We start from the raw sequence: 11,079 nt of genomic DNA, 5'->3' as shown, positions 1-11,079 counted from the left end.
ATCGGCAACAGGACCTTGCGGCTTGACATTCCACATCCAGGGATGTCTGACCCGCGGTCTCCGCTCTCCGCCTGGCGTGACGGGGCCGTTCGGCGTTCTCCTGTGCGGCCCAGGTCCGGCTACAGATGCCGAAACGGGAGGCTTGGGTCAGGAGAACTCGTAGTCGGCGAAGGGAACACCTCGCTAGGCGCGGAACGATACCTCTACCGCCTGACGGGGCCATAACCGTTCGCCTGAAGTGCGAGCGTCAACGGGTCGGCGGGTGGCATCGGCCATGATGAACTGCTCCACCGGCTCCTCATGACCTCTCTCGGCGAGGATCTCCACCTCAGGGCGGGCCATCTCATGCAGCGTTCGGTAGCTCCCGGACGTCGGCCCCTTTGCAGCCGGGCTGTGTGGCCCGGCACTCCGGGCACCGGCAACGGTGGTGGGCGTAGGTCCACGCCTTGCCGTGTTTCAGGGACGGGTCGCGGCCGATCATCTGCGCGTCGTACAGCGCCGCCCGCCACTCTGCGTCCCAGCGGGCGCGGCCATAGGCGAGCTCGTCGTGCAGGCCGTGCTTTTTCATCGCCTCGCTCAGCGGCACCCCACTGGCCACCGCGGTGAGGACACCCGCGCGAGCCTCCGGCGGGAAAAGCGTTTCCGTGATGTCGCGACGCCACAACGTTGACCGGTACACAGGTGTCCTCACATCCGCGGTTGCTGTCACATAGGTGACGACCCCTCGAAAAGGGGGATGAAGCGGCCGCCGCGCTGTCTCAGCGGCGGGGCTGCGCACCCTCGAAGGGGCGATGAGGACTGACGACCACAGCGTAAAAGGCGATCGGGCGGTCAGGCAACCTTCACCGGCCATGTCGGCCTTATCCACCGCACCGGTCGCGAGCGGCTTCGCCAATGCCTGGAATTTCGTCGGTACGGTCGCCGTGCGGTGGGCCCACCCGGGCGCCGCCTTCCGAGACACCTTCGCTGTCGTATCCGCCGACTGCGCCTGGGCCTGGCGGTCACGGCTGCGTTTCAGCCGCTTTCGGCCAGGAGCTCTTACTGGGCATCGCTCAAGAGTGTGAGGCCGGTCCCGTCGGGTGCCGGGCCGTAGCGCAGATCGAGGGGGCCGTTGAACAGGTCGCGAGGCAGACGCACGGCCTCTTCGCCGATGGTCTCGATGACGGTGAGGAACACCTCGCTGCCCTGCGGCACGCTGTCGGTCTCGGCCACTTCGAGGTAGGCGGCGATCATGTCCTGGATCCGGCCGAACCGCGGCCGGTTCTCGTCGAACCACGCCGTTGCCCAGGCGGCGCTGTGCGGCCGTTCACGCACGAGGGCGACGGCGCTGATGTAGTGGTGGTCGCTGGTGAGTTTGCCGTTGCGGCTGGCCTGCAGCCAGGAGGTGTCCTCATGCTCGGCGCCTGGCTCGGTGACCTCGAAGACCGCGTCGATGTCGCCGTACATCGCGGCGATGACGCTGCTTTCGTCGAAGGGGACCGGGCAGTTCATCGGGTTGGCCAATATCACCATGAGCGGCACACCGTCGCCCTTGTACCGCTTGAGCTGCTTGGCCGCCTCTTTGATCTTGTCGCGGATCGGCTGAAGTGCCTCCTTTTGGCTGCGGGACATCGGCTGGCTGACGCGGATCCCGCCGCTGCCCTCCCTGAAGCGGGCCTCCTTGAGGAGCCCGAAAGTCGCGAACGATTTGACCTCGCACACGACCTGGCGGCCGTCAGGCACGGTGATGAGCCTGTCCGGGTTCTTCCGGTTGGAGTCATCGGGGATGTCGGCGCTGTAGCCGCGTTCGGAAAGGTAGCGGTCGAACCACTCTTCGGCCACGGATCCGAGGTCGTGCTTTCCCATGGAGCCATTGTCGAGGACATGCCGCCGAGCGCAGGCGTCATGGATGCGGCGGGGGTGGAGCGCGCGGTCCCATCCGGTCCGTTTGTGCGCCGGTCGGCGCGGTGCGGCTGATGAAGTACCATGATCGTTCCGCTGTGATGGCGGTTCCCGGTCTTTCCGTGCCGCGGCCCACACCCCATCGGTTGCGCCCGGAAACGGCGTGAGGGAAGGGGCCGGCAGGAGCGGCGCAGGGAAGCCGCCCTGCCGGCCCTCACCGCCCGTCCGGCGGTCATACGGGCCGGGTTCTCGCGAAGCCCCGCCCCCGCGGGCTGTGGTTCTTCCACGCGTCGACGACCGGCAGCGTCCCTTCGGGCGGATTCGCTGTGGCTCGGTCAGACCGTGAATCCGGTAGAGGTGCGGCCACGTCGTCGGCCGGTACGAGTATCGACACGAGCCTGATCATCGGTCCCAGGGTGCGCTCGTCGGCGACAAAGAGTCCGGCTCGTGCGGTCATCCCCGGCCCCAGAATCTCGCTCGCGTCACCGAAGGCTGCGGCGTCGCCCTGATGGGCGAGTGCGCTGGTGCGTCGTGTTGTGCCGCATCGGCGTGGAGGGTCATGCCATCGGTGTTTGCGGGCACTTGTCCTACGCCGTGGCGGCCAGCCAGGTGATCCAGGCGTGCTCGTCGGCATAGACCTCAGGGAGGATGCCAAGAGCGGCCAGTGCCCCGGGATAGGCATGGTCGTAGGTGGCGGCCCAGGCGATGGCCTGGTCGGGAGCGGCCAGCAGCCAGATCGCGGCGGCATCGTCCAGATGCAGGGTGCTTACCGCGGGCAGACCGGGGTTTTCATCGAGGTGGCCGGTGACCAGGCCACGGCTCAGAAGGCCGCGCCAGCAGGTGAGGACTCGGCGGGCGACGTCATCTTCGTAGTGGCCCGTCTGGCACGGCTGTATCCGCAGCGGGAGCGCGGGCTGGTCGATGGTCGCCCAGATGCCCGGCAGGGCGGCCAGGCGGGCGGCGGTCAGCCGGTGGGCTCCGTTGGCGCCCAGCGTGTAGAGCGGCCCGGCGGGCCCGGGGATGCGCTCGACACGGATCGGATCCTCGTCCAGGCTCCAGATCCGCAGGGCCTCCTCCACCGAGGTGTCCAGCAGGGCGGTGAGCATGGCCGGGACAGTGTCGGGGCGATGGTCGGCGAAGTCGTTCCAGACCTGCTGGCCCACGCGGGCGACGGCGACCGGGTCGATCCACCCGCAGGTAGTGGTGAGGCCCAGCCCTACAGAGGCGGTGGAGGTGGGGCCGATCTCGTTGCGGTGATCGTAGGCGGGCTCCAATAGCCGGCGGATGTCGGGTGCGGGAGGGTGGGAGGCGTTGAGCTCGGCGGTGCGCTGCCGCAGGACGTCATCCACGCCGGCCTGGCCGGGCCAGGTCTGCTGCACCTGGCGCATGGAGGCGGCGAAGCGGGCCTGGTACTGGTCGAGATGGTCGCGCCATAGCGCGCCGATCGCCTGGCGGGTGCCGTAGTGGGGGGTGTCGTCGGTGCCGCAGTGGCCGAGCAGGCAGCCGCCATAGGGCAGCAGGCGGTCGGGGGGCAGTGGGGTGGCGCACCGCCAGGTGATCTCGACGGGGCGGCGGGCGGGCACGCTCCAGGCCGACAGCAGTTCGGCGGCGGCTTCGGGTACGGCCGCCCAGCCACCGTAGAGGGGGCCGAGCAACCCATGGTCGTCGTCGAGCCGGGCCTTGAAGCAGCCGTTGCGGTCATAGCGGGTGATCTGCCAGCGCGCGGGCGGCAGGCGCTGATCCGGCCGGCGCTGGGGGAGGGCTGCGCGCCGGTGGACGCGGGCGATCAACTGTTTGTTGAGGGTGCGTTCCTGGCGGCGCTGCAGGTCGTGCAGGGAGGGCGGCCCGATGGGAGCGTGCTCGCTTACCGGGAGCAGGTCCATGGCGCGCTGCAGATGACTCAAGGTGTCGTAGAAGGCTCCTGCTTGCTCGCGCTCCTCGGTCACGGTGAGGCTGCGGCCGTTGAGGAGGACCAGGATGTCATGGACGCTGAGTTGCAGGCGCGCTGCCAGGAGAAGCATCTCGCGTTCCCACTCGGGTGCCGGACGCCGGGCGGTGTCCGCGGGGCTGTGCTCGCCGCCGAAGCCGGGGGCAGCGCTGAGGCGGCGGGCGCCGCGGTGCGGGCCGAGGGTGTGTTCGGTCTCGATCAGCAGGCGTAGGTTACCGGCGACATCGGCGGTGACGAAGCGCTCGGCAATCCACCCCAGGACGGTGATTGCCAGGGCCAGGGTGGCGCGGTGAAGGTGCGGCAGTCGAGGGCGGCCGTCACGGCGACGGCAATCGTGGCCGGCCGGAGCCGAGCAGGACGGGCAGCCGAGATGGGCGAACACACGCATCACAGTGTCTCCTCAGGCCGTTTCCGACAACCCCGCAGTGGTGGTCTTCAGGCGCGGCCCGGCCGGCACCGGCGCGGGGGGCGAGTTCCCGGGAACGGAACGTCGCGGCCCGCGGGCGTGCGCCCCGTCGGTTCAGCGGCGACGACCTTCATCGCACCGCCGCGCACGCCGAGGCTCTCAGCGGCATGACGGCGGTGATCGGCTCGATCGTCGCCGGTTAGCTGGACATCGGTCTCACGTTGATCAGCTCAGGTCGGCCGGACCGTCCGTTGGATGACGCGCACACCCCCTTGTGGGACATCGCGTGGTGGGAGGCGGGGCCGGGCTACCACCCCCTGCTCCGCCTCCCGGTGCTGACTCCCGTCGCGCTCGGCGAAGAGGCTCAAGGCCCAGCACGGCAAGGATATTGCATCGCCATGTCCAAAATACCTGGATTGTCCGGATGGGATGAGGTTTTCTGCACCCCGGGGATGAGCTTTCCCCTTCCGGAAATCGCCTTATCCGACATTGTTCCACGCGGCGGCGCACAGCGTTTTCGCATGTCAGAGCATGAAAATGGCGTTTATTCACGGCGGATTTACGGATCGGGAGCCTACGGCGACCCCTGGGGCTATCGTCTTCCTGCGGTCCTTACCACGCCGCAATCACGACAAAGCGCTCGGCGAAAGGCGAAAGAGGTTTCATTCGAATGAAAGACGTCTCCGTTATCATCGTGGGCGGGGCGGTCACCGTGGCCATCCTCGGGATCATCGGCTACGCCGCCGTCAAACTCTCCGCCGCAGCGCCCAAGAGGACCGTCGCCATCCTGCTGGCCTTCGCCGTCGTCCTCGGCGCCATCCCGGCGATCCTCCTCGCCCTGTACGGGTTTTCGCAGGTGTGAGCGGTGACGCCACGCCTTCGGCCCGCCGGCCAGATCACCTTCTGGGCGGGGCTCACCCCGCTGGAGCGGCGCCTGCTCCTGCGCCGCGGCCTTCCCAGAACCGTCTACCGGGGCGATGTCATCCTCTCCGGCCAGCAGCCCAATTTCACGATACTGCGCTCGAATTGCTGGGCCCGGCTGCAGATGGGGAACTCCAGCGCCTCACGCGTGGTCTTGGACATCGCCGGGCCCGGTGATCTCCTGAGCGCCCTGCACACCGTTGATCCCGTCGGCCCGATATGGCTGGGAAAGACCGAAACGATCGGGGTCGTCCTGAGGCGAGGCCGCATCGTGGAGATCCCCCGCGAAGAAATACGAGAGATCCTCCATAAACTGCCGAGCATCAGGGAGCATCTCATTCACCGGCTCAGTGTGCAGTCCCACATCACCGCCCGGATGCACGCCGTCAGTCGCCACAGCGTCGAGTCTCGGCTGGCGTTCCTGCTCGTCAGCCTGCTCTACCGTTACGGCGAACAACGGCGTGGTCGATCAGGTGCCGCCCTCGCCGTCCCGCTGTCGCAGCCGGACCTCGCAGGCTGGATCGGCGCCAGCCCCGCCTCGGTGGCCCGCATCCTGCAGCAGTGGAGGTCGGACGGTCTCGTGCGTACCGGCCATACAACGGTGACCATCGTGGACGTCAAACGCATGATCGCGCTGGCCGCCATGGGCGGCGACGCAGGAGAGGTCCCGTCGTGGGGCAGCCACAGCCTGAACGAGTTGCTGCTCCCCTAAGGCGTTCCGCTTCTGCGCAGCCAGGCCGGCCCGCTGGTGGTTTCGCCGGCCTGGCAGGGACCGCAGGTCATCAGGGGCGGACCAGGTGACCTGGTAGAGGGCCGGCGAAGGGGAAGGGAAACCGGGTTACTCGATGATGTCTCCGATCTTTCGTCCTCGCTTGGCAAGCCAGATCAAGCAGCGACGGCACGTCACCGGCTGGGTGGTTCGCGTGAGGTTCGTTTCAACGGGACACACGGCCTTCCAGGGGGCCAGGCCCGGCTGAATGGATCTGGTGTCCAGGGGCGCGGCGTGCACCGTACCCGTATAGGTGCGCGCCGCGACGAGTTGGCCCTTGCGGTCGGTGTTCGCCATCGTCTCCTCTGTCGTCGTTGTGCCGGGCACGCGTGCCGGCCAGCATCCTCATCGGCCCGCTCGCGCAGCCGGACCATCCCCTCATCCAGTTCACGATCACTCTGATCGAACCCTGCCAGGCCCATTCGGCGAAGCGGGGCGAGCACGGCCTGAGACGGTACTGGCTCGCCTTCCGGTCACCGACTGGTTCGCCACCGAACGCGGGGACAGGCCCCGGCCGTAGCAGGCGGGTCCTGCCCCCGCGTTCGCGCTCAGCTCGCAGGAGGGAGTTCGAGCCGGGATTCGACGGCGGCTACAAGCTGTTTCACCGTTTCCTGGACGCTTTGTTCGTCTGCGCACTGTTTACGCAGATCCACCATCAGATCGCCTGGGTCGACGCCCAAGACGTCCGCCAAGGCGTACACCTGTCTTCCTGAGGACAACGGGTGGCCTTCGCGGGCGACAGCCATCTGGTAGGGCAGGCCGTTCTCAGGCGAGGCCAGCCGGTCACGCAAACGTTCGTGCCAGTTCATCAGCATTCCTCATTGAGGGTCAGATGAGCAGTCCGATGTCCCTTCACGGGCGGGGGGATCCCTGGCCTGCAGGCGGAGGAGGACGTCAAAGGTCGTCGTGTTCGTCCCAGCGGTCGCCGTCGTCGTCGCCGTCGGAGAGGTCACCGTACTCGTAGTCGTCGTCGGCGGCGCGGCCCATCTGTGCCGAGGTCAGGCCGACCACGATCACGCCGTCCGGCCGGCGGTGCCATCCGGCGCGCAGCACCGTGCGGACGGGCAGCCTGAACAGGTTCTTCAGCGGCTCGCCGGTGTCTTCCAGGTCGCAGGGCAGCACCGGCAAGATGTGCCCGGACTCCCTGACGTGGCAGTGCCACGCGTCGAGCTCTGGCGGCAGGCCGGGGTATCGGCCGCCGGGGATGACCTCCACAGGGTCGATCAGCCACTCCAGCGCGGCCTCGGGGTCGATCATCGGTGTCTCCTTCCGGTTCGTTCCTCACCCGGGATGCGGTAGCGGCCGACGGGCCCCGCGGGCGGCGGTGCTTATCGGACGGGCCGGATGAGGTTGTCTTGCGTCAGGTGCTTTCCTTCAAGGTGGGCGGGGTGTAGTCGGGTGCGTGGATCTGCCGGCGGCCCTGGCGGGTCACCGGGATGTAGCCGTGCGCGGTAGGCAGGCACCCCCGCAGGTCGGAGCGGGACGCGGCGAGCGTCGCCTGCGCATGTGCCGCCCACGGGTCCGCGTCGAGCGGCGTCGGGCGGTCACGGTCGCCGGTGAGGATGCGGTAGCCGAGGTGCCGGCCGTAGGTCGTCATGTACTCGCGGCGGAACCTGCGGCTCATGCCGATCCGCCACCGCGGGTCATGGTCGTCGTCCGGCAGCGTCTTGAGGTATCGCCCGTAGGCCCGGGTGGCGCTCTTCGCGGCGTCCTCGATCTCCTCCAAAAAGCCGGGCAACACCTCGGCGACCTGCTGCACCAGCGACGTAGGGCCGCCGAACTGCAGCTCGTACCCGCCGGACGGGTCGCGCGGGGACATGCCGGGCGGGTAGGCCGCCCGGGTGCAGCCGTACGCGCGGGTGATCGCGAGCATCGCCTCGAACCGGGCTTTGCCCTGGCCGCCGGTGCCGGGGATGGACAGCACCGCCCAGTCGAACGGTTCGCCGGCCCGTTCGCTGAGGAGCCGCCGGCGCAGCGCGTCGGCCAGCTCGGTGGCGCGCCGCTGCTCATGCTCGGTCGCGCCGCGTTGCGCCAGTTCCTCGTAGGCGGTGACGCGCGCCGCGAGGAGGGCGATCGGGGTGAGCGGCGTCACTGCCTGCTCGCCTCCCCCTTCGCTCGCCGCAGACCCGCCTCGGTGATCTGGTAGCGGGTGCACATCCTGCGGCTGGAGGGGTCGCGCTGCTCCCGCCGCGCACGCACCAGGCCCTCTCGCTGCAGAACCTGGAGGGCGCGGTGCCCCATACGGCTGTTGTAGGAGCGGGGCTGGCTCAGGACGCGGCACAGGTCCCGCGCGGAAAACCACGTCTGCGGGTAGCACCGCATGTGCTGCAGAATCCGCGGCGGCAGCTCCGTGTAGAAGACGATCCGCCGGTCAGCACCGCCTTCCTGCTCTTTGAGGTAGCGCTGGATGGTGCGTTCGTCCACTTGCAGGCGGGCGGCCAGCACGTAGGTTCTGGTGACGCCTTCGGTGAGGAGCTGCTGCAGCAGCTCCATCCGGCGGGGCTTCTCCGCCCGGCTGGCGGGCCGCTTACGGGGAGCCATCGTCACCACGGCGGGGCCTCGGTCTCGGCGTCGGAGACGACGGTGCCGAAGCCGTCGACGACGTCGCCGGTGTCGCGCGGCTCGACCTCGTCGTCCAGGTCGCCGTGGAGGGCGTCGCGGCATTTTTCGGAGGCCGCTGCGCCGCAGATGGGGCACGGTTCGACGCAGCAGTTCTCCGACAGATGATCAGGCATGACAGAGGGGTTGTCCTTTCAAGAACAGGGCGGGTTGGTCGAACGCGCCGGGCTCGATCCGGTGCCGCCGGCCGCGGGGAGGCGGGGTCTGCTCCGCCGTCGAATGGGTCGCACTCGCCACGGCGTGTGTGCTCCGAGGCGGCGTTGCGTGAGGCGGTGCGGGCGCCGCGCCCGGAGGCGACCTTCTGGGCCGGCATCGCCCGCGCCTGCCACGTCCGCGTCAGCCGCCGCCCAGGCCGCGCCGCACCAAGGGTCAGGCTGAAGCGTTCTGAAATTCAGTGCGGCAGGGTCATCGGACGGCGGGCCTGAGCCTCGGCCTTCCGGATTCCACCTCGGTCGCGGACACTTGCTGCGTGGTGCGGATACTGTGGGATCCATTGCCCGCGTCGTGGCCGGCAAAAGCGCGCAGGCGGCCGGGCGGACTGCGTGGGCTGATCGCCTGGGCGCAGAACGCAGCCGCCGTGCGAGACGATGATGTGGAACGGCGGGTACGGCGAGGAGCGATGCAGGCCATCGTCCGCGAGGCCTACCAGCAGACGCTCGCCGAGCAAGACAGCGAGCACCGGGGAGTGGCCGCGTTCGCCCAGGCATGGAGGAGTCGCCTGGCGTCGCTGTTGGACAGCCAGACCCTCGAGGTGCCGGGCTGGTCGCAGATCACCGTCGCCGACCTCGATACCGATCTGGGCTGGAGCCTGTATGCCGCGGCCGTCACCGCCAGATCACAAGCGATCACGCATGCGAGCGCCCAGCCCAGCCGCCTCAGCCCGCCCCGCGACGCCCAGACCTCGTTCTATGAGTTCTCGATCGTCGCCCCTGGCGAACATGCGCTCGGCCATATCCGGTACGAGGTGTGCGAGCCGTGCGGCGTCGGCCTCCTCCTGAAGATCAGCTTCTCGCCTGACTGGCAGTTCTGCGGGCTGGGGACCCTGGCCCTGCGCCAGCTGGAGATCCGTCACCCGCAGCTGACCTGGTACACCACCGGCCAGTACGCACACGCCAAGGGCTTCTACCAGCGCTACCGGCACCGCAGCGTCAGCCCATGGACGGAGAGGCAGAATCCCTGCCCGCACACGTGAGCCGCAGACCACGGCCGAGGCCAGGCAGAAGGAGGAGCGCCCCCGGCTCACGCCGCAGGGTTCGCTCCCTTTCGCCCTGCCCGGTGGGCGGCGCGGGTGGCGGCGACGCTGTTTCGGGCCCAGCCGTAGTGCTCGACGAAACCCGTCGGCTCCTGCTCGTCGGCTCGGCACAGGTACCACAAGGTTCCGGGCAAGGGCGGGGGAGGGGACTCCAAATGAATGTGCTCTGTGGTCTGAGGTCTCCTGATCGCAGCGCGAGCCGCGGCGCGATCAGCGGCGGTGAAGGCGTATCGGGCGTTGTCGTTGAGTGAGCGGATGACGACCCGCAGGAACAGTCCGGCGGGCAGCGCGCCCAGGACCAGCAGGAGAACTCCCAAAGACATTGGCGGCCTCACAAGATCGAAGGAGGGCCCGTCGTCGATGACGAGACCAGGCGCAGCTGGAAAGGGACGGTGCGTCCCGGCGCCTGGGTCGTCGTGATCGCGGGTTTCCGGAACGCAGGAAAGCTCGCCCGCAGGGCGACCGCGCAGCGGCTCGGCTTTCCGGAGTGCAGGAGTTCCGCGATAGACCCACGAAAGGCGCCGGGAGCCACGCCCGTGACGAGCAGCGGGACGTGGTGGCGGATCAGCGGCATCGATGGCGAGGTGAGGAGCCCTCATTCCTCCACGTACATCCAAAGGCGCCGCTTGAGCGCCTTGATGGAGGTGATGCCGATATTGCGGATGTCCAGCAGGTCGTCGTAGGTACGGCGCCGCAGATGCCGCATGGTGTGGATGCCTTCCCGGCCCAGGCACGTGAGGGTGCGGGCGCTGCCCATGCCCACCAGCACCTCCTCCAGGGGCGTTTCGAGCGGCAGGCCGGTCCGGTCGACCAGATCGGCCAGGCTGGTGTCGAGGTCGAGGATCGAATCGCCGAGCTGGTTGGAGATGAGGATGTGGAGGCGGTGGGCGTCGCCGCTGTCGTCGATGCTGGCCTGGGCCAGGCGGTCGAGGAGATGCAGGAGCGTCTTCCATCGGTCAGCGGACAGGTGAACCCCGGGCATGAGGAGTCCTTTCAAGGAAGGCTGGAGTGCCAGCCGCACCGCAGGCGGTACGGCTGGCTGAAGTGGGCTCAGCGGGAAACGGCGGCCACGGCCGCGCGGGGGGCGCGGCGGAGGGTGACCACGTCGCCGGACAGGTCCTCGAAACCGTCCGTCGCGGCTCTGCGCTCAGGGCGCGGAACCGCTGGGCGGTTTTTGACCTGGCCGCCCTTGGCCTCGGCAGCCGTCACCGCGACGCGGCGAGCGCCCTGGCTTTGTAGGTGAGATCCGGAGCCACATGTTCGCGAGCGGAGAGCCATCTCGG

At 68.8% G+C, this 11,079-nt stretch carries 14 protein-coding genes; 3 read left to right on the top strand and 11 right to left on the bottom strand.

The features are described 5' to 3' along the window. Positions 1–343: 343 nt before the first annotated feature. From AB0D67_RS38335 to AB0D67_RS38325, 3 genes are all read right to left on the bottom strand, one after another. Positions 344–895: a hypothetical protein gene (locus AB0D67_RS38335; protein ID WP_362947129.1), complete on the bottom strand. Its 552-nt coding sequence runs from the start codon at positions 893–895 to the stop codon at positions 344–346. 143 nt (positions 896–1,038) lie between these two features. Then, complete coding sequence (locus AB0D67_RS38330) at positions 1,039–1,845, bottom strand: hypothetical protein (RefSeq protein WP_362947127.1); 807 nt, start codon at positions 1,843–1,845, stop codon at positions 1,039–1,041. Between the two features lie 623 nt (positions 1,846–2,468). Continuing rightward, complete coding sequence (locus tag AB0D67_RS38325) at positions 2,469–4,217, bottom strand: hypothetical protein (RefSeq protein WP_362947124.1); 1,749 nt, start codon at positions 4,215–4,217, stop codon at positions 2,469–2,471. Positions 4,218–4,905: 688 nt separating this feature from the next. On the opposite strand from AB0D67_RS38325, the gene AB0D67_RS38320 reads away from it, so the two are divergent. Beyond that, positions 4,906–5,097, top strand: coding sequence for a hypothetical protein (locus AB0D67_RS38320; protein WP_362947121.1), 192 nt, complete (start codon positions 4,906–4,908; stop codon positions 5,095–5,097). 3 nt (positions 5,098–5,100) lie between these two features. Beyond that, the gene (locus tag AB0D67_RS38315) at positions 5,101–5,868 is read left to right on the top strand and encodes a Crp/Fnr family transcriptional regulator (RefSeq protein ID WP_362947118.1); all 768 of its coding nucleotides are present in this window, start codon (positions 5,101–5,103) and stop codon (positions 5,866–5,868) included. A gap of 126 nt (positions 5,869–5,994) precedes the next feature. On the opposite strand, the gene AB0D67_RS38310 is transcribed toward AB0D67_RS38315, so the two are convergent. The 6 genes from AB0D67_RS38310 to AB0D67_RS38285 form a co-directional block, all read right to left on the bottom strand. Beyond that, positions 5,995–6,222 carry a hypothetical protein gene (locus AB0D67_RS38310; RefSeq protein ID WP_362947116.1) on the bottom strand — a complete coding sequence of 76 codons (228 nt, stop codon included), beginning with the start codon at positions 6,220–6,222 and terminating at the stop codon, positions 5,995–5,997. A gap of 251 nt (positions 6,223–6,473) precedes the next feature. Next, the gene (locus AB0D67_RS38305; RefSeq protein WP_362947113.1) at positions 6,474–6,734 is read right to left on the bottom strand and encodes a hypothetical protein; all 261 of its coding nucleotides are present in this window, start codon (positions 6,732–6,734) and stop codon (positions 6,474–6,476) included. 85 nt (positions 6,735–6,819) lie between these two features. Then, complete coding sequence (locus tag AB0D67_RS38300; protein ID WP_362947111.1) at positions 6,820–7,182, bottom strand: hypothetical protein; 363 nt, start codon at positions 7,180–7,182, stop codon at positions 6,820–6,822. A 103-nt stretch (positions 7,183–7,285) separates the two neighbouring features. Further along, the gene (locus tag AB0D67_RS38295; protein WP_362947109.1) at positions 7,286–8,017 is read right to left on the bottom strand and encodes a hypothetical protein; all 732 of its coding nucleotides are present in this window, start codon (positions 8,015–8,017) and stop codon (positions 7,286–7,288) included. Then, the gene (locus AB0D67_RS38290; RefSeq protein ID WP_362947106.1) at positions 8,014–8,466 is read right to left on the bottom strand and encodes a hypothetical protein; all 453 of its coding nucleotides are present in this window, start codon (positions 8,464–8,466) and stop codon (positions 8,014–8,016) included. Before AB0D67_RS38290 ends, AB0D67_RS38295 begins: the two co-directional genes overlap by 4 nt. A 2-nt stretch (positions 8,467–8,468) precedes the next feature. After that, the gene (locus tag AB0D67_RS38285) at positions 8,469–8,660 is read right to left on the bottom strand and encodes a hypothetical protein (RefSeq protein ID WP_362947104.1); all 192 of its coding nucleotides are present in this window, start codon (positions 8,658–8,660) and stop codon (positions 8,469–8,471) included. A 503-nt stretch (positions 8,661–9,163) separates the two neighbouring features. Between AB0D67_RS38285 and AB0D67_RS38280 the strand changes: the two genes are divergently transcribed. Further along, positions 9,164–9,736 carry a hypothetical protein gene (locus tag AB0D67_RS38280; protein ID WP_362947102.1) on the top strand — a complete coding sequence of 191 codons (573 nt, stop codon included), beginning with the start codon at positions 9,164–9,166 and terminating at the stop codon, positions 9,734–9,736. 47 nt (positions 9,737–9,783) lie between these two features. Here the strand turns inward: AB0D67_RS38280 and AB0D67_RS38275 are convergent, their stop codons facing one another. Next, a complete protein-coding gene (locus AB0D67_RS38275; protein WP_362947099.1) occupies positions 9,784–10,119 on the bottom strand; it encodes a hypothetical protein in 336 nt (111 codons plus the stop codon). Between the two features lie 272 nt (positions 10,120–10,391). Continuing rightward, complete coding sequence (locus AB0D67_RS38270; RefSeq protein ID WP_362947097.1) at positions 10,392–10,778, bottom strand: DNA-directed RNA polymerase subunit alpha C-terminal domain-containing protein; 387 nt, start codon at positions 10,776–10,778, stop codon at positions 10,392–10,394. Positions 10,779–11,079: the final 301 nt, after the last annotated feature.

The organism is Streptosporangium sp. NPDC048047 (assembly GCF_040653115.1).
Classification (GTDB): domain Bacteria; phylum Actinomycetota; class Actinomycetes; order Streptosporangiales; family Streptosporangiaceae; genus Streptosporangium.
The sequence above is the reverse complement of the archived record's forward strand: the minus strand, read 5'-3'. Positions and strand labels throughout refer to the sequence as shown.